General features: G+C 40.1%; 16 protein-coding genes and 1 pseudogene. 9 read left to right on the top strand and 8 right to left on the bottom strand.

Annotated features, from left to right (window positions below; all coding sequences use genetic code 11):
• Nucleotides 1–63 precede the first annotated feature (63 nt).
• The 3 genes from dnaA to KSX81_RS06670 form a co-directional block, all read right to left on the bottom strand.
• Complete coding sequence (gene dnaA, locus KSX81_RS06680) at nucleotides 64–1,476, bottom strand: chromosomal replication initiator protein DnaA (protein WP_004299347.1); 1,413 nt, start codon at nucleotides 1,474–1,476, stop codon at nucleotides 64–66.
• A 351-nt stretch (nucleotides 1,477–1,827) separates the two neighbouring features.
• Nucleotides 1,828–2,721 (bottom strand): MlaD family protein, encoded by an 894-nt coding sequence (locus KSX81_RS06675; protein WP_004299349.1) that lies wholly within the window; start codon nucleotides 2,719–2,721, stop codon nucleotides 1,828–1,830.
• A gap of 9 nt (nucleotides 2,722–2,730) precedes the next feature.
• The gene (locus KSX81_RS06670) at nucleotides 2,731–3,990 is read right to left on the bottom strand and encodes an N-acetylmuramoyl-L-alanine amidase (protein WP_004299350.1); all 1,260 of its coding nucleotides are present in this window, start codon (nucleotides 3,988–3,990) and stop codon (nucleotides 2,731–2,733) included.
• Nucleotides 3,991–4,071: 81 nt separating this feature from the next.
• On the opposite strand from KSX81_RS06670, the gene KSX81_RS06665 reads away from it, so the two are divergent.
• The 6 genes and pseudogenes from KSX81_RS06665 to KSX81_RS06640 all read left to right on the top strand — a co-directional run bounded on the left by KSX81_RS06665 (nucleotide 4,072) and on the right by KSX81_RS06640 (nucleotide 8,644).
• Nucleotides 4,072–5,034 (top strand): bile acid:sodium symporter family protein, encoded by a 963-nt coding sequence (locus KSX81_RS06665; protein ID WP_004299351.1) that lies wholly within the window; start codon nucleotides 4,072–4,074, stop codon nucleotides 5,032–5,034.
• Nucleotides 5,035–5,080: 46 nt separating this feature from the next.
• Nucleotides 5,081–5,776 carry a tetratricopeptide repeat protein gene (locus KSX81_RS06660; protein ID WP_004299352.1) on the top strand — a complete coding sequence of 232 codons (696 nt, stop codon included), beginning with the start codon at nucleotides 5,081–5,083 and terminating at the stop codon, nucleotides 5,774–5,776.
• A 16-nt stretch (nucleotides 5,777–5,792) separates the two neighbouring features.
• Complete coding sequence (locus KSX81_RS06655) at nucleotides 5,793–6,260, top strand: hypothetical protein (RefSeq protein ID WP_004299353.1); 468 nt, start codon at nucleotides 5,793–5,795, stop codon at nucleotides 6,258–6,260.
• Between the two features lie 202 nt (nucleotides 6,261–6,462).
• A pseudogene (locus tag KSX81_RS06650) lies at nucleotides 6,463–6,735 on the top strand (DUF1016 N-terminal domain-containing protein); the annotation flags it as partial.
• Between the two features lie 265 nt (nucleotides 6,736–7,000).
• Complete coding sequence (locus KSX81_RS06645) at nucleotides 7,001–8,053, top strand: hypothetical protein (protein ID WP_004299356.1); 1,053 nt, start codon at nucleotides 7,001–7,003, stop codon at nucleotides 8,051–8,053.
• A gap of 105 nt (nucleotides 8,054–8,158) precedes the next feature.
• Nucleotides 8,159–8,644 (top strand): hypothetical protein, encoded by a 486-nt coding sequence (locus KSX81_RS06640; RefSeq protein ID WP_052587949.1) that lies wholly within the window; start codon nucleotides 8,159–8,161, stop codon nucleotides 8,642–8,644.
• Between the two features lie 13 nt (nucleotides 8,645–8,657).
• Here KSX81_RS06640 and KSX81_RS06635 read toward each other — a convergent pair whose 3' ends face one another.
• From KSX81_RS06635 to KSX81_RS06620, 4 genes are all read right to left on the bottom strand, one after another.
• The gene (locus tag KSX81_RS06635) at nucleotides 8,658–9,023 is read right to left on the bottom strand and encodes an MmcQ/YjbR family DNA-binding protein (RefSeq protein ID WP_004299358.1); all 366 of its coding nucleotides are present in this window, start codon (nucleotides 9,021–9,023) and stop codon (nucleotides 8,658–8,660) included.
• Between the two features lie 29 nt (nucleotides 9,024–9,052).
• Nucleotides 9,053–10,357, bottom strand: a complete 1,305-nt coding sequence (locus KSX81_RS06630) for a hypothetical protein (protein WP_004321965.1) — start codon at nucleotides 10,355–10,357, stop codon at nucleotides 9,053–9,055.
• An 11-nt stretch (nucleotides 10,358–10,368) separates the two neighbouring features.
• Nucleotides 10,369–10,878, bottom strand: coding sequence for a hypothetical protein (locus KSX81_RS06625; RefSeq protein WP_004299360.1), 510 nt, complete (start codon nucleotides 10,876–10,878; stop codon nucleotides 10,369–10,371).
• 300 nt (nucleotides 10,879–11,178) lie between these two features.
• Nucleotides 11,179–11,787, bottom strand: a complete 609-nt coding sequence (locus KSX81_RS06620) for an HU family DNA-binding protein (RefSeq protein ID WP_004299362.1) — start codon at nucleotides 11,785–11,787, stop codon at nucleotides 11,179–11,181.
• A 398-nt stretch (nucleotides 11,788–12,185) separates the two neighbouring features.
• Between KSX81_RS06620 and KSX81_RS06615 the strand changes: the two genes are divergently transcribed.
• A complete protein-coding gene (locus KSX81_RS06615; RefSeq protein WP_052587950.1) occupies nucleotides 12,186–14,270 on the top strand; it encodes a BT4734/BF3469 family protein in 2,085 nt (694 codons plus the stop codon).
• 42 nt (nucleotides 14,271–14,312) lie between these two features.
• On the top strand, nucleotides 14,313–15,176 hold the full coding sequence (locus KSX81_RS06610) for a Bro-N domain-containing protein (protein ID WP_004299365.1): 864 nt from the start codon (nucleotides 14,313–14,315) through the stop codon (nucleotides 15,174–15,176).
• A 123-nt stretch (nucleotides 15,177–15,299) separates the two neighbouring features.
• Here the strand turns inward: KSX81_RS06610 and KSX81_RS06605 are convergent, their stop codons facing one another.
• Nucleotides 15,300–16,475, bottom strand: a complete 1,176-nt coding sequence (locus KSX81_RS06605) for an exo-beta-N-acetylmuramidase NamZ domain-containing protein (RefSeq protein ID WP_052587951.1) — start codon at nucleotides 16,473–16,475, stop codon at nucleotides 15,300–15,302.
• Between the two features lie 69 nt (nucleotides 16,476–16,544).
• Between KSX81_RS06605 and KSX81_RS06600 the strand changes: the two genes are divergently transcribed.
• Nucleotides 16,545–17,081: an HDIG domain-containing metalloprotein gene (locus tag KSX81_RS06600; protein WP_004312347.1), complete on the top strand. Its 537-nt coding sequence runs from the start codon at nucleotides 16,545–16,547 to the stop codon at nucleotides 17,079–17,081.
• Nucleotides 17,082–17,098 lie beyond the last annotated feature (17 nt).

Raw genomic sequence — 17,098 nt, 5'->3', positions numbered from 1 at the left:
CGGATGGACTTTATCATGCGATATTGTATAGCAACGGTAATGCTTAATACTTGATACTTGATTTCAGTTTCTCTTTTTCAGTAACGATTCTATTTCCTGTACTTCTGCACTAAAGCTTTTGTCCACCTCCAATTGTCCTTTTACGGTTTTGCAGGCGTGAAGTACCGTTGCATGGTCTTTGTTACCGATAAACTTACCTATCTTAGAAGTTGAAAAGTCTGTGTGGTTTTTAGCTAGATACATGGCGATCTGTCGTGCTTGAACGACTTCCCTTTTTCTGGATTTTGTATGTATGGCAGACGGTTCCAGATCAAAATGCTTGCATACCACTTTGAGGATATCATCGATGGTAACCGCTTTAGTTTCGTTATGAACCACGCCATGTACAATGTGTTGTGCCAAATCCAAATCTATTTCTTTGTTGAAAATAGTGGAACGAGCCATGATAGCAATGACGATACCTTCCAGATCGCGTACACTTTCATTCACATTTTCGGCAATATAATCGATCACTTCCGGCGGGAATTGTAACCCGTCGCGGTGTATCTTGTTGCGTAGAATGTTTTTGCGAAGTTCTACCGTCGGCTTTTCAAGCTCGGCTACCATACCCCATTTGAAACGGGTCAGGAGGCGTTCTTCAATACCTTGCAACAATACAGGAGCACGGTCTGAAGTTAATATGAGCTGTTTGCCGTTCTGGTGTAAATGATTGAAGATATGGAAGAAGTTGTTTTGAGTCTTGGTGACACCGGCAAACTCCTGAATATCATCAATGATTAATACATCAATCGTCTGGTAAAAGTTAATAAAGTCGTTAGTCGTGTTATTGCGTACAGAATCCGTATATTGTACCTGGAACAAATGTGCCGAAACGTACAATACTCTTTTCTCTGGATAAATTTCTTTGATTTTCGTGCCTATTGCGTTTGCCAGGTGCGTCTTTCCTACTCCGGATGCTCCATAAAGGAATAACGGGTTGAAAGCAGTCCCTCCCGGTTTTTGCGCTACGGCTTCCGCCACACTTCTTGAAAGTTTATTGCTGTATCCTTCAATGAAGTTCTCAAAATTATAATTGGGATTCAAATGCGGGTCCAAATCCTGAACGGCAGGAGCCTGTAGGAAGCTGGGAGCTTTGTTTCCTCCGATTATGCTTTTGGGAGTAACAGCCGTAGAACGATTGCTTGCTTCGAGATTCACGGTTTGATTCGGAATCGAAGTCTTGTCCACCATGACATTGTACATCAACTTGGTTCCTTCGCCAATGACCTTATATAATGTCTTACGTATAAGATCTACGAATCTCTCTTCCAGTATTTCATAGAAAAACTGGCTCGGGATCTGTAAGATCAACGTTTTGTCCTCATATTTCAACGGAACAATAGGGGCAAACCAAGTATTATATGTCGTCTCGGGAACATTGTCTTTAATAACGTCGAGACAGCGGTTCCAAAGTACGACATGATTTGATTCAATCATAGTAACTTTTAATACATTTATTAATTAAGCAAAACTTCTACATTTGCAAAATTGGGAATCTTATTCGGAAAAAACAAATCTATTTTTTCTTGTTTTTTTCATGCTAACAATAATGTGTTTACTTTCAATGACTTATGCGTTTGTTGTCGGACACACTCTGTTTACCCTCTCTTGCAGTTTTATAAGTATCTGTATGTTAATGTCTTATATATATAATTTTAGCCTTTTTTCTCACTTTTGTACGTTTGTACGGGAATATTATTTCGGTTTGTAGATAGACATTTGAAGAGCAATCTACTTTCTTTTGAAAGCCCTTCGTTATTTAGATAAAATCTATATAACGATAATTTGCTACTTGTCTTTCTTGCCGAATAATGAGAAGTGAACGTACCGTTTCGGATGCTCTTTCAGGTCTTCTAATAAGCTGGCTGCATTTTCAGTTGTTGCATTCAGATTATTGTATAAAGTCGGGTCGTTGAAGAGCAGTCCGATTGTGTTATCTTTGCTGTTTAATTTTTCTGTAAGTATTTTTACGTTAGCCAGCGTTTCGTCTATTTTTTTGAAAGTGGCTGCATAGTCTACTTCTTTCAAATTTCCGCTGATAACAACGAAGTTGTCTCCGATGGTGTTCAGTTTACTGGTGAGTTGAGGTATGTCATTACTCATCAGCCCTTTTACCTGCGAACTGACTACTGCCAGGTTGGCGGTTGTCTTCTCTATCGAGTGCAGGGTGGCAGGGATGCTCTTGTCTCCTAATATATTGTTCAGAGAGATGAGGATAGAATCCAGTTTCGGAAGCATTTCTTCTACCTTGGGGATCAGTTTTGCCGCGCTTTCCATCATTCCGTTGTTCAGTGTGCCGGGGATCGTATCTCCTACGGCATATTTTTCGCGCGGGTTGTTTGCCAGAAGAATATTCATGCGTACGCCTCCCATAAGTTCGGATACAAGCTCGGCGCTACTTCCTTTGGGAATCCGCAGTTCCGTGTCCAGTTCCACTTCGACAATTACATTTCCGGGTTTGGCATAATCATAATAGATGTCACGCACGATACCTACACGAACACCGTCGGCAAATACCGGGCTTGATTTGGTGAGTCCGTTTACGTTTTCAAATTTGGCATAGAAATAGCTGGAAGGTTGAAACATGTGTATACCTTTCAGCCAGTTAATTCCGTATATAAGCACACATAGTGCAACGATACCTGCAATACCTATTCTGACTTCTTTTGTAATGTACTTCATTTTATCTTTTTATTTATTTCTTCTTTTTTTGAATTCGGCAATCGCTTCATTGACGTTCATTTTCTCGCCGTTCCGGAAAGCGATGATAAAGGCGTCTTTGAATTGTGCCGTAATGGTGCGCTTCGTACGCAACACCTTGTTATAATCGGAGGAGGCTCCATACGTATATTTGTATATTCCCCCTTCCTTATAATAATCTACCTCTTTCAGTCCTTTCAGCCGTTTGTCGTTTTTGGCGAGAGGTTTGGAAGAAGTAAGTATCTGTATCTTAAACGTAATTTCACTGTCATTGGTTGCACTCTCTACTACAATTGGGCGTTTCGGTGCTGTTTTTGCTGTCGCGGCAGGTTTTGTTTTTGCTTCGGCCAATAGCTTTTCCTGTTGGGGAGCTGTGTTCACGCTTTCGGTATCCTTTTGGGCAATTGCCGGGGCATTGTCTTCTTCCTGTTCGGTTGGGACGATCGTTTTGCTGACTCCTGTTAGGCGCAGTTCATGTTCTCTCTTATAATTTAAGAAAGCACGGTAGATGCCTTTTGCCATGGTGCCGGCCCCTTCTTCAGAATTCAGATAGCGCTCCTCTTCGGGCGTAGAGATAAATCCTAGTTCTATCAGAATGCTCGGCATGGCACTCGCTTTTAAGACAAGGAATCCGGCTTGATGCACTCCACGGTCTGCCCTTCTACAAGTTTGGCGAAATTGTTTCTGCATCAGAGAAGCCAGGTGTACACTCTGTTCCATGTATTTATCTTGCATGAATTCAAATATAATATATGACTCGGCAGAGTTCGGGTTGAAACCGGCATATCTTGTTTTGTAGTCACTTTCGTAGAGGATTACGGAGTTCTCTCGCTTGGCAACTTCCAGATTAGCGTCTGATTTGGCTAAACCCAGTGTCCAGGTTGAAGCACCTTTTGCGGTACGGTTGTTAGCCAGTGCGTTGGTGTGAATGGAAATGAAGAGATCAGCCTTCGCGTTGTTCGCGATTTCTGCGCGTCGGTCTAAAGGGATGAATACATCTTTGCTACGAGTGTAAATCACTTTGACGTCGTCGCAATTCCTTTTAATCAGATTTCCCACTTTCAGGGCAACGTTCAGATTGATATTTTTCTCTTTCGAGATTTTGCCGATGGCGCCCGGATCATGTCCGCCATGTCCTGCGTCGATAACTACTACAAAATCCTTCCCCCATAAGTGGTTAGTACATGAGGGTAGAAAAAGTAGCCAGAGGCAAATGAATATGTATAATATGTACGGTCTATTCAGTTTCATATCTATAATACGGTGCAAATGTAGTAGAAATTTGTAGAAAACTCATTATTTGCCATTAAGTTTTGTGTTTTTTTCGGTTTAATGGTAGCTTTTTTCCTGAAATCTCCGTTACTTTGTGCTTCGAAGTTAAAATGTACGACGATGCTTAAGTTTTTGAAGAATTGGACGTTACCTATTGCTATGCTGGTAGGTGCTATAGGTTATCCGCTGTTTATCAGCCTTTCTTTTCTGACTCCCTATCTTATTTTTACGATGTTGCTATTGACCTTCTGTAAGGTATCTCCTCGTGATTTGAAGCCTAAACCTCTCCATTTGTGGTTGTTATTGATTCAGATTGGCGGAGCGTTGGCTGCTTATTTGTTGCTTTATCGCTTTGATAAAATAGTAGCAGAGGGAGTGATGGTTTGTATTATTTGTCCTACGGCTACGGCTGCTGCGGTGATTACTTCCAAGTTGGGTGGGAGTGCAGCCAGTCTGACTACTTATACATTGATAGCAAATATCGGTGCGGCTATTGCTGTGCCTATTCTTTTTCCTTTGGTGGAGGTGCATCCTGATGTCACTTTTTGGGAGGCGTTTCTTGTTATTTTAGGTAAGGTATTTCCGTTGTTGATTTGTCCTTTTTTGGCTGCCTGGTTGTTGAGTAAGTGTTTGCCAAAAGTGCATCAGAAGTTATTGGGCTATCATGAACTTGCTTTTTATTTGTGGGCTGTGTCTTTAGCTATCGTAACAGCGCAGACATTGTATTCCTTGCTCAATGACCCAGCGGATGGTTTTACGGAAATCATGATTGCTGTCGGAGCACTGATTGCCTGCTGTTTGCAGTTCTTTTTGGGGAAGACAATCGGCTCAATTTATAATGACCGTATCAGTGGCGGGCAGGCGTTGGGACAAAAGAATACGATTCTGGCTATTTGGATGGCACATACTTATTTGAATCCATTGTCTTCTGTGGCTCCCGGTTCGTATGTGTTGTGGCAGAATATTATTAATTCGTGGCAGTTGTGGAAAAAGAGAAAGAATGAATTGAAAAATCAAGCGTAAGACATTAGACAAAGAATCGTAATGGATATAAATCAGAATTCGGATTATGAAAAGACATAAGTGTATATTTATTGTAATAGCATTGTTGTTTCTATCTTGTTCTAGGACAAACAAATTATTTGATGAAGCAGTAAGTCTTGATAATCAGAAGAAGTATCATGAAGCAATTGTAGTCTGGAATAAATTAATTCAAAATGACCCGACTTATCTACCTGCCTATATAAACAGAGGAGCCGATAAGTTTGCGTTAAAACAATATTCTGAAGCTATAAAAGACTATTGTTATGTTATAAGACAAGACTCTACATATATAATGGCTTGGCTTAACAGAGGAAACGCAAATTTAGAATTGAACAATTACCAAAGTGCAATTGACGACTTTAATGCAGCAGAAAGAATAAAGCAGGAAGTGTATGGATGCGCCCAAGTGATATTTTATGATAAAATAGATCCTAAAGATGTTGCGCTGGAAGAAATTTGTTTGCAAAGAGGTATTGCTTATTGGTATGTGGATAGCATTAATAAAGCATATAGTGATTTGAATTATTGTATTGATCAGAAATATGAAGTAGTATGCAGTTACTTCTGGCGTGCTTATGTCTATTGGAAAGCCGGCAAAGAGAAAGAGGCATATAATGACTTCATGACCGTGATTTTGCAAGGGCGAGCCGATGACGATTATGTAATTCAGGCACAACAAAATCTAAAGTTGTTGGACAAACATAGTATTCTCTTAAAATAGACTATAAATAAGGAATATGAAGAATATAGTAAAGTTATTATTAGTTGCTGTGTGCATAATATCTTGCTCTATACAATCTAAGCAGGAAACGCCTAAAAAAGTTTATGAAACAACGTGGATGGAATTGACAAAGACGGATAGCGGATATGTCGTTTATAATTATCCTGATTTAGAAGATGATAATTTTAAAACTCCTCAAAAAATAGTCCTCAAAGGAGATTCTATAATCTGGATTACTTATAGTGAAATGCCGATTATTGATACATGTAATAGTGTTCAAGAATTGGCTGATGAAGAATATTTCTTCCCAGTCGGGAATCATTATAAATTTGAATGGTCGGATAAGGAAAAACATATTGCCAAGTGGACAATATATTATGGAGATGAAAGAATTTTATCGAATCGTCTCTATATAGATAGTGTTTATAATACATATCCGGTTATAGACTACAAATGGTTTGATGATAAGGTAAACAACAATTGATAACAGTTTACTATAAATTCGTATTATGAAAATGCGAGTTGTTTGACGGTATGCAAATCCCAGAACATCAATGCAGCTTGATTGTTGCCGAATCGTTACTCCTAAGAACTTATAAATGTATCGGATTGGTAGGGGAGTTAAAGTTGTTGACAATACCTGTGCTAACGAATAGCGGTGAGCTACAAACCATAAACGAACTATAATGCGTATTTTTTATGAGGAGTGGGATAAGGTTTTAAATCATCAGCCAACGGCTGATGACTTGGTGTTGAATGAAAAATTGCTTCTTGTAGAAATTCATCAGCCAGTGGCTGATGAATTTAACTGGTCTGACTTTCTTTCAATCGGCTTTAGTCATCATACCGAAATCATATCCAAAGCTAAGACTTTGGAAGCAAGGCTATTTTATATACATGAATGCGCCATTCACTATTGGAGTAAATATACCTTAAGGGATTACTTAAAAGCAGACCTGTAAAGCCATCGGGGAACTTTGCCTAACAATTTCGCACAAACCTTGCCTGATCCACACTCTGGCTTCTCTTATTATCATTTAATGGTAGACAACGAAAGTGGCGATCCGAAAGATTGGACGGAGTACAAACCCGATAATCAGTCATTGGAACTATGCTTTGATGATATTATAATAACACGAAAGTAATCTTTTACGTCAGTTATATTTTAGAACTGGTTCTGTTTTGTTATCTTTGCGTCGAAACATTGTAACACACAAAGAAAACATGAAAAATAAAGCCGTTGTAGTCGTTGTTATTTTAGGAAGTTTGATTATATCGATATTTGCAGGTTGCCGACAATCTCCTTTGAAATACATTCTCCCGACAATAGATTCTGTCAATAATGACAAAAGCAGGATGGGGTTGAACGGAAAAGTCAAAACGTTGGATATCTATTATTATCGTCCGGAAAATACATCGTCTTTCTTTTCGACGAAATTCAAAAAAGGCGAGAAATGGGAAGAGGACGGAATACATCACTACCATTTTCATTTCAATATCGACGGCAATCTTGCTCAATGCAACGAGTACGACAAACAAGAAAATATTATCCGAAAGACCGATTATACCTATGAGACTTGGGGACATACATCTACACTTAGCTTTCCGAAAACTAACAGTACGATTGTCAGTAAGTATAATACTGACGGGAAACTGCTGGAAATTGTGTATAGTGATTCCCATGGGGAGATAAATACTTATGACGACAGGGGAAATCTTATCCGAACCAAACAGATTGACGGCACGATTGACAAACCGGCTATGACCGAATATGATTATAACGAACATGATTTGTTGGTAGAGAAGAGGGAATATTATAATATAGGGGAATTATCGGGAAAAACAGTCTATGAGTATGATACAAATGGCTTGTTGGCGCAGACCCAAGTGTATGATTTGTTGAGTCGTGATAGGCCGGAAACGCATTTCATCTATGAATACAGTGATAGTAACCGCGTTGTGAAAAAATATAGGATTGGCGATGAAGGTAATAAAGAGTTAGAGTCCTGGTGTAAACGTGAATATTATCCGAACGGTAAACTGAAAACCGTTGTTCGTAATAGTATCGTGCAAGAGAAATACGATGAACAAGGACGGCCGATTGACGAGCGGCCAGGATTTGAAATACTCTACAAAGACTTCCAAGACTACGGCTGTGATGCGAATGGCAACTGGATTGAAACAAAGAATTTCAAAGATTATGTTGATTTTGGCACGGGGCTCGGTCGTATATTAAAACCTTATGTCGAGCGTATCTTTACTTATTACAAAGAATAAAAGCTTAAAATTGAACAATATGCACACAAACACACCCACATAGCAAGCGGTAAGATTCCAGAAATCATAGTAACATTGTTAGTGCATACTAAAAAAAAGAAAACGATGGGAAAAGTAATGAAAGTATTCAAGACACTGATAAACGAGTTGTTTGGAACTAAGAGAGAGTATAAAGTGGAAGGTTTGGGCATCTTTACCTGTAAGGTTTGTGATTGGTGGCGAGATAAATGCTGCCTTTGGAGTGGTGCAGTGCAATTGCCCTTTTACTCGGTAGAAACTCTTGTTTTGATAGAAGGGGACGCTTCTGCTCCGTTCTCCAGGCAATTATTGGAATTACAGGTGCTATTGCAGAACTGGGTACCTATGGCAGAACAACTAGATAGCATGCTGTCCAGCAAAAGTCAGCAGAAACATAAAGAAAAAATATACGGATCCTGGCAGAATGATTTTTATCCCTATACGATCGTGCCGGCTGTACTATATAGTGACAGTTGGGAGATTGTGTTTTACAGGAATAGTGGTGTAAATTATAATTTCACTGTTTTTTGGAAAGACAACAGAGTACAGGATTTACGTTTAGGAGGTTCTTGAATCCTCCCTTTATTTATAGCATTTCCCGTTCTTTCTTTGTCAAACTTTTAACTACAATATCGTAGGAGTTGCTTACAAGCTCTTTAATTTTCTCATCAGGTACATCTTGGTTGAAATAGACACTGATCCAATATTTCTTGTTCATGTGCCATCCTGGCCTTATGCCGGTATATTCAGTTTGCAGTTCTCCGGATTCGTCAGGGTTGCATTTGATACAACAAAAATCGAAAATCTCAATGTTAACGAAACAGAACCATTTGTCCGCTACATAAAAGCATAGAACGTCACGGCTATATTTGTCGGGCACATTGGGAAACGGCATCTTCTCATGGACTCCCTCAAAAGACAGGCAATATTCTCTAAATTCTTCGATATTCATTTAGTTTTTATTTTGGTATATTTACTAGGTTAGTCGACTGCTTCAGATGAATAGCCGATATTTCTGTAATCGTTCACTAAACCATATACCATTTCTTTAAAATTCGGCAGGTTATAGTAATCATTCTTTATTATCTCTTTTAGAAACTTGGAGTCCTCTCCTTCATCATCCCTTTGGTTTCCTTCTTTATCTTCTAGTGCCCCAATTATTCGAAACAACATATCATTGATTATAAGATACTCGTCACTACCTGAACGTTTGTCGTTTTCTAAATCTATCAGTTTCAGATAATAAGTAATATATGCGGCAATCTTAAAACTTTCATCTCTTGTAAATTTGCAATCCGTTTTTTCTCCTAAACAATAATTCCCATATATATCAAGCATTTTGACATAATCATTGGTCGGATTTTCTTGTATAAACTTTAGTAAATTCTCATGAATCTGTAACTTGCCGTTTAAATCTCTTCCTGCAAAGACCTGCTCCAGACTTTCAATGGAATACCTGTCATTTGCATTATTGGAGATGCTGTCCAGTATCAGTTTATTCAGCTTAGCGTCCTTATCATAGCCAAAGCAGAATAGCAAATCTTTCACTTCCATTTCTTTTCCATTGCTTACCAACCAGGCTAGGCTGGCCTTATTGTCATTTAATATATAATTATTCCAATGATAATCAAAAGCGCTTTTATAAACGTTAATATGATCTTTGTCTGTATTTTTATCTATCTCCAGTAATAGGGCAGAAGGCATTTGCATAACACATATATTGAACTTTTTGAAAAAATACAGATGATTTCTATATGGATAGAATTCTTTATCTTGTATGTTATCTTTGCTGTCCATATCAGGGTTTGGATTTAGGGCTACAATGTAGTTCTCATGACTTTTTAATTTTTTCTTGTCTAAAGCATCAGGGGCGTTCAGGTCAATCCCGAAAACATATTTAATGCGTTCCGCATACTCATTGTCCGGTAAAAAACGATAGTTTTGCTCTTTTAATTTATAATATACAATCATTCCTCCCAAAGAAACATCATCAGGCGTTGCTATTCCGGATAAGTTTATATACAGACTACCTTCGTAATACTCTCCATCCATGATTTCATTTTGAGCCTTAGTTAATTTGTCATACCCGGACTTTATCTCCTGCCATTTTTTATCCGTCAATTTCATTGTAGTAAGCCTTAACGTTTCATTGTTTGTTTCTACGGCTTCTTGTGTTTCTTCGTTTGAAGAACCTGCATCAGTTGTCGTGTTTTTTGTTGTTGTATTATGGCAACCCACAATAGTGCTTGCTATGAACAATAAACTTAAAAGGTTCAGTTTTTTCATTGTCATGTTTTTTATTTCTGTTTTTCGTTGACTAATTGGGATAAGCTATATATTGATATTGTGGCAGTATCTGTAATAAGAACTTTATAATTTTTGCCAAAGAAATTTGCGCAGACCGTATCTCCTGTAATTCGCCATTCAACTGCCAAAATCTGTTTGTCCCTATGATCGAATATGATATCCGAGCCATTTGGCTCTTCCCGATAGTATTTATCAAGAACGGTGCTCCTTTTGAAAAAGCTACGGCAATAGCCGTCTGGATATTTTTTTATCGAATCCAATCGGATTGTCCGGTCATGGAAAGCAATGATGCTGTCAATGAGTGTTTGCTTGCTTTTGAATAAATGATTATAGACTACAAAGTTTTCCTCTTTTTGTGTGGAAGTAGGCCCCGACCAAATCTGACGTTCCCATGCATTTATCGGCATTAAGTAAATCTTGATGGGTGCAAAGTATAATCCTAAACAAATAATTGTTCCTATAGCCAATACATAAATCAATATACGCTCTACTTTCTTCATAATTCAGTATGATTGATTATTTGCAAATCCGATTGTGCGTTCTCCAATTCATTATGTGATAAATCTTTTATTTGTATCAATACAAAAGTAGTGATTAATTTGGAACAATGAAGAGCTATCTCGATAAATAAAAGCTTACCTTAAAACAACTATTATCACTTTTATAACTCTCATTTTTTTATTAATATGCTAATTTACTGATGAATAAGTATGATAGACGCTTTTAAAATCCGGTATCTATCATACTTTCTTTATGAAATATGGGTATCTATCATTCCCGTTTCACTGTTTTTTTGCTGTTTACTCCTTCTTTGTGTTGGCTCGCACATAAATTTTATGACTGCCACTTCCAATGGTGTCAAGTACTCCTTCCTTTACCCAACCGTTCAATTCATTCAGCGCTTTGTTCTTTAGTAGTCCCGTCAGTTGCGTATATTCCTTGCGTCGTATCATCGGTCGTTCATCCAGAAACTTCTCCAGCCTGCGCCGACGTTCTTCCACCGGAACTTCGGCGGAATGTGCAAATCCTGACTTCGCTTTTTCCACAAATCCGCGAACCTTCTTTCGGAAAGAAGATGATGGACGAAAATTTACATTATCGAAATAAATGGACTGTGCATGTATCTCTTTGGCATCCATCACCGGACGTGCTTTTAACTTGGCTGAAAAATATCCAAGGTTCCCCAACTGAACGTGATGTCCGCTGACTAAATATTCGGATATTTTATTTTCAATAGCCAGTTGAACTCCTTCAATATCTGCCGGCGTAAAGCTGGAAGCTTGAGCGATCTCTTTTACAATTTGTTGAAAGTCGATGGTTCCGTTCGATACGATGCGGGGATACAACGGCTGTTCGTCTTCGTCTTCTTTCGAAGACGGCTTTTTGCGAAAATCATACTTTGCGTACATGTCTTTTCTATTATGGGTTAATGTGGATAAAACGCCTTTTAAAAGGCATTTTAATGATTGTCTTGCAGTAAGATAACCTACAATTGTAGCCTGGATAATCAACTGGAATCAGTGGCTTTTCTTGGGCACACATTTGTGGGCTCTACAGCCCACGAATGTAAACTATACAGCCCGCATAGGTGGGCTGTACGGCACACTTATGCGGGCTGAAGTCTTACTGCCTGCAAAGATACATTATCCTGCCTTTATTCGCAAATTTAGTAAGCATTATTTCTATAAAATAAAGTCGTGTGGCGTAGCAAATAAAAGCAGTGAAATTTGTTTGGGCGAAGAGCATGTTGTATCTTTGTATGGCTGTAGTGCAGCTTTCCTTTTATTGGAAATAATAATAAAAAAAGATGAGAATAACATTAGTCAGAGACGATGGCAAGGTAAAAACCTTACGGACGTTGAAAATGGAGCTCCTTTTGGAGCAGATGAAAACGGAAGTCAAGGCGCAGCCCGTCTCAAAGATGAGGGAAGTCTTGCGGTATACTCTTCCGGGAAATTCGATTGAAGAGGTGCGTAAAGTTCCCAAAGTGATGCCTGCCGCAGCTTTTGTCCGTAAAGAAGGGGTAATGACCCTGAATGAATATAACGGCATAGTGATGATGGAAGTCAATAACCTTTCGGGGAGGGCGGAAGCCGACGAAATAAAGGAACTGGTTAAAGAGCTTCCGCAAACATACCTTGCTTTTACCGGATCTTCCGGCAAATCAGTAAAGATATGGGTACGGTTCACCTATTCGGATGACCGCTTGCCGACTTTACGCGAGCAAGCGGAACTTTTTCACGCGCATGCTTATCAGACGGCTGTGAAATATTATCAGCCACAACTGCCTTTTGATATCGAACTGAAAGAACCGTCACTCGAACAATATTGCCGGCTGACGTATGATCCTGAACTTTATTTCAATCCGAAAGCAATGCCCATTTATATGAAGCAGCCCGTCAGTTTTCCGTCCGAAACGACTTTTATCAAACGAACGCGGGAAACTGATTCTCCTTTGCAGCGAATGGCGCCCGGATATGAAAATTATGAAGCATTGTCGGTGCTTTTCTCCGCTGCATTCAACAGGGCGCTCGAAGAACTGGACGGATACCGGGAAGGAGACGATCTGCAACCGCTACTAGTGTGTTTGGCGGAGCATTGCTTTCGGGCAGGTATCCCCGAAGAAGATACTGTGCGGTGGACAAAGGCGCACTACCGGCTCCCTTCGGACGAGTTACTGATTCGCGAAACTGTGAAAAGTGTCTACCGTTCCGCCAAGGGATTCGGCAAGAAGAGCAGTCTGACGGCCGAACAGCTTTTCGCCATGCAGATGGACGAATTTATGAAGCGCCGTTATGAATTTCGATACAATACGCTGACCACGGAAGTGGAATATCGCGAACGGAATAGTTTTAATTTCTATTTTCGTCCGGTGGACAAGCGGGTGCTGGCGAGTATCACGATGAATGCCATGTATGAAGGGGTGAAAATGTGGGATAGGGACGTAATCCGCTATTTGGATTCTGATCATGTGCCTGTTTATCAGCCTGTGGAGAATTTTTTGTATCATCTGCCTCACTGGGATGGTAAAGACCGGATTTTGGAACTGGCCAACCGTGTTCCCTGTGATAATCCACATTGGGCGCCGTTGTTCCGTCGGTGGTTTTTGAATATGGTTGCCCATTGGAGGGGAATGGATAAGAAACACGCCAACAGTACGTCACCTTTGCTGATTGGTCCACAGGCATATCGGAAATCGACTTTTTGCAGAATGCTTCTTCCTCCTGCTTTACAGGCGTACTATACGGATAGCATTGATTTCAGTCGGAAACGGGACGCGGAGTTGTATCTGAATCGCTTTCTGCTTATCAATATGGATGAATTCGATCAGATTAGTCCTACCCAGCAGGCTTTTCTGAAACATATTCTGCAAAAGCCGGTGGTGAACACACGTCGTCCGAATGCTTCGGCAGTGGAAGAGCTTCGCCGGTATGCATCGTTCATTGCCACGAGCAATCATCGGGATTTGTTGACGGATACTTCCGGTAGCCGTCGTTTCATCGGTATTTACATGACGGGAGCTATAGATGTGTCGCGTCCTATTGATTATGAACAGCTTTATGCACAGGCGTTGGAGTTGCTTTATCACAACGAACGTTATTGGTTTGACTCCGAAGAAGAGGCCATCATGACGGAAAACAACCGGGAGTTTGAACAATCTCCTGCCATCGAACAGTTATTTATGGTTTATTATCGTAGGGCAGAAGAAGAGGAAGAAGGAGAATGGCTACTGGCTATTGATATTTTGCGCCGGATTCAGAAAGCAAGTAAAATGACGTTTTCCGCCAGGCAGGCTTCTTATTTCGGGCGTATCTTGCAGCGGCTCGGAGTGAAATCTAAACGGAAAACGTATGGTACGTATTATCATGTTGTACGTTTGGAGGTAGAATAGAATTTGTTATATATTAATTATTTACATCATATATATAATGCTATGACTAAAAAAGATGCTATAAAAGTGTTTGAAGATAAAAAGATCCGTGCTGTTTGGGATGACCAAAAGGAGGAATGGTATTTTTCCATTGTGGATGTGATTGAAGTATTAACAGACAGTGAGCGTCCTCGTAAGTATTGGGGGGATTTAAAAAAGAAGTTGAAAACAGAAGGAAGTCAGTTGTCCGAAGAAATCGGACAACTGAAATTACCCTCTTCCGACGGCAAATTGTATAAGACAGATGTAGCTACAACCCAACAGCTTTTCCGTCTAATTCAGTCTATTCCCTCGCCCAAAGCGGAACCCTTTAAGATGTGGATGGCTCAAGTCGCCAAAGAGCGTCTGGATGAAATGCAGGACCCTGAACTGACTATAAATCGGGCGATGATGGAATATAAATCTTTAGGTTACTCGGATAATTGGATTAATCAACGATTGAAATCAATTGAAGTACGGAAGGAACTAACTGACGAATGGAAAAGAAATGGGATGCAAGAGGGCGTTCAGTTTGCTGCATTAACGGATATAATTTATCAGACATGGGCTGAAAAGTCGGCAAAAGAGTATAAGCAGTTTAAAGGATTGAAGAAAGAAAATCTCCGTGACAATATGACGAACACTGAACTGATCCTTAATATGCTTGCTGAAACGGCTACTACGGATTTGTCCAAAGAGAGAAACCCATCCGGTTTTGCTGAAAATGCCGAAGTGGCAAAAGATGGAGGAAATGTGGCAAGAGTTGCTCGCAAGCAATTGGAAAGTCAGCTAAAACGCCCTGTTATATCTCCACTTAATGCAAAAAGTGCATTGCAAGTTGGTGATGAACGGGAAAAAAATGAAACTTCAGGAGAGAGCGTGGATTGATCAAGTATGATAGATACCTCGTTTTTGATGGTCTAAGTATGATAGATACCGGAAATAATAGTTCTCTATCATACTTATTCTTTTAATTATAAGTGGTTTATGAAAATGAATGAGAGTATGATACTAGTTTTTTGACTCATAGAGAAGATATTTTTTTCTGATCTCCTTGTAATCCTGTAATTCCTTTTGCCAACTATTCCGGATAGCCTCTTCCGATTCTCCTTTGAGGATAGCTTTGCGTACGCTGTCAGTTCCCATCAGCAAATCAAACCATCGGGCACGGGAGAAGAAAGCTGCGTTTTCACCGGATAAGCGATAAAAGTTCAAGAAGTAGCGAAGCGTAAATCCATTTACATCGGTTATATTCCGGAGGTCTTCCCCATAACAGGTGATACCTTTGTGCATCGGATTTTTGTCAAAACCGGGTAAGGAGCGGGGAGTAAAAGTGAAACTTCCGTATTTCTTATTAGGTGCGCCCAATACTTGGAAAGGAAAAGTTGTCCCCCGTCCCACGCTGACGCGGGTGGCTTCAAAAGGACAAAGTGAGGCATACAATCGGATAGACTGGTCGTTCGGGAGGTTGGGCGACGGTTTGATGGGAAGTGAATAAGGTGCTCCGTGTTTCCATCCGGTCATTGGAATTACCTTTAATGAACAAGGATTTTTCTTGTTGGCAATCCATCCTTCCCCGTTTATCATCTGTGCCAGTTCGCCGATGGTACATCCGTGGAGTACCGGAAGAGGTAACATGCCGACAAAACTCCGGTAGGCAGGTTTGAGTATCGTACCATCCACATAATCGCACGGATTGGGGCGATCTAGTACAACCATTTCTTTCTTGTTCTCTGCGCAAGCTTCCATCACATAATACATCGTGCTTATATAGGTATAAAAGCGTGCCCCTACATCCTGAATGTCGAATACAATCACATCGACATCTTTTAGTTGGGCGGCAGACGGCTTTTTGTTGTCACCATAAAGCGATACGATAGGAATGCCGGTGCGGGAATCTTTTCCGTCTTTCACCGTTTCACCCGCATCTGCGTTACCACGGAAACCATGCTCGGGAGCAAATACTTTGACTACCCGGACCTCTCTCTTTAATAAGGTATCGAGAAGATGAACCTGCTTTCTTCCCACAACAGAAGTGTGATTGACCACCATTCCGATGCGTTTTCCTTTCAGCAACGGCAGATATTGATCCATCTGTTCTGCTCCCGTGACAATTTGACTGTTTACACGCATTGGCAACAACATAATGAACAAAAATATAAGAATGAAGGAAACTCTAGTTTGCATATCGGTAATTTTTTTGTAATATTGCACAAAAATATTAATTTCTCATCAAGAGAGCAAAAAATAAAGCACATGAATCCATACGAAATCATTGATAAGTATTATCCGGAGAATACCCAGCAGAGACAAATATTAGTAATACATAGTTTGGCCGTGTCCGGAAAAGCAATGAAAATGCTGGATGCTCATCCCGAATTGCGTTTAAACCGGAGTTTTGTAAAAGAAGCCGCTCTGTTGCATGATATTGGTATTTTTCAGACCGACGCTCCAACTATTCAGTGCTTTGGCACTCATCCTTATATCGCTCACGGATATTTGGGAGCCGAAATCTTGCGGGCGGAAGGTTTTCCCCAACACGCATTGGTGTGCGAACGCCATACGGGAGCCGGACTTTCGTTGGAAGATATCATTGCCCAGCAACTTCCTGTTCCTCATCGCGAGATGCTGCCCATCACCCTGGAAGAACAATTGATTTGCTTTGCGGATAAATTCTTTTCTAAAACCCATCTGGATGAAGAGAAAACAGTGGAGAAAGCACGGCAAAGTATTGCAAAATATGGTGAAGAAGGTCTAAGCCGCTTTGATAGATGGTGTTCTCTCTTTTTATAGCACTAAAAAATAATTAA

This window comes from Bacteroides sp. MSK.18.37 (genome assembly GCF_019129155.2).
Taxonomy (GTDB): Bacteria; Bacteroidota; Bacteroidia; order Bacteroidales; family Bacteroidaceae; genus Bacteroides; species Bacteroides ovatus.
The sequence above is the reverse complement of the archived record's forward strand: the minus strand, read 5'-3'. Positions and strand labels throughout refer to the sequence as shown.

What these genes read in the sequence shown, in the direction of transcription:
- dnaA (WP_004299347.1), bottom strand. Translation starts at nt 1,476, where the DNA reads ATGATTGAATCAAATCATGTCGTACTTTGGAACCGCTGTCTCGACGTT.
- KSX81_RS06675 (WP_004299349.1), bottom strand. Translation starts at nt 2,721, where the DNA reads ATGAAGTACATTACAAAAGAAGTCAGAATAGGTATTGCAGGTATCGTT.
- KSX81_RS06670 (WP_004299350.1), bottom strand. Translation starts at nt 3,990, where the DNA reads ATGAAACTGAATAGACCGTACATATTATACATATTCATTTGCCTCTGG.
- KSX81_RS06665 (WP_004299351.1), top strand. Translation starts at nt 4,072, where the DNA reads ATGGTAGCTTTTTTCCTGAAATCTCCGTTACTTTGTGCTTCGAAGTTA.
- KSX81_RS06660 (WP_004299352.1), top strand. Translation starts at nt 5,081, where the DNA reads ATGAAAAGACATAAGTGTATATTTATTGTAATAGCATTGTTGTTTCTA.
- KSX81_RS06655 (WP_004299353.1), top strand. Translation starts at nt 5,793, where the DNA reads ATGAAGAATATAGTAAAGTTATTATTAGTTGCTGTGTGCATAATATCT.
- KSX81_RS06645 (WP_004299356.1), top strand. Translation starts at nt 7,001, where the DNA reads ATGAAAAATAAAGCCGTTGTAGTCGTTGTTATTTTAGGAAGTTTGATT.
- KSX81_RS06640 (WP_052587949.1), top strand. Translation starts at nt 8,159, where the DNA reads ATGGGAAAAGTAATGAAAGTATTCAAGACACTGATAAACGAGTTGTTT.
- KSX81_RS06635 (WP_004299358.1), bottom strand. Translation starts at nt 9,023, where the DNA reads ATGAATATCGAAGAATTTAGAGAATATTGCCTGTCTTTTGAGGGAGTC.
- KSX81_RS06630 (WP_004321965.1), bottom strand. Translation starts at nt 10,357, where the DNA reads ATGAAAAAACTGAACCTTTTAAGTTTATTGTTCATAGCAAGCACTATT.
- KSX81_RS06625 (WP_004299360.1), bottom strand. Translation starts at nt 10,878, where the DNA reads ATGAAGAAAGTAGAGCGTATATTGATTTATGTATTGGCTATAGGAACA.
- KSX81_RS06620 (WP_004299362.1), bottom strand. Translation starts at nt 11,787, where the DNA reads ATGTACGCAAAGTATGATTTTCGCAAAAAGCCGTCTTCGAAAGAAGAC.
- KSX81_RS06615 (WP_052587950.1), top strand. Translation starts at nt 12,186, where the DNA reads ATGAGAATAACATTAGTCAGAGACGATGGCAAGGTAAAAACCTTACGG.
- KSX81_RS06610 (WP_004299365.1), top strand. Translation starts at nt 14,313, where the DNA reads ATGACTAAAAAAGATGCTATAAAAGTGTTTGAAGATAAAAAGATCCGT.
- KSX81_RS06605 (WP_052587951.1), bottom strand. Translation starts at nt 16,475, where the DNA reads ATGCAAACTAGAGTTTCCTTCATTCTTATATTTTTGTTCATTATGTTG.
- KSX81_RS06600 (WP_004312347.1), top strand. Translation starts at nt 16,545, where the DNA reads ATGAATCCATACGAAATCATTGATAAGTATTATCCGGAGAATACCCAG.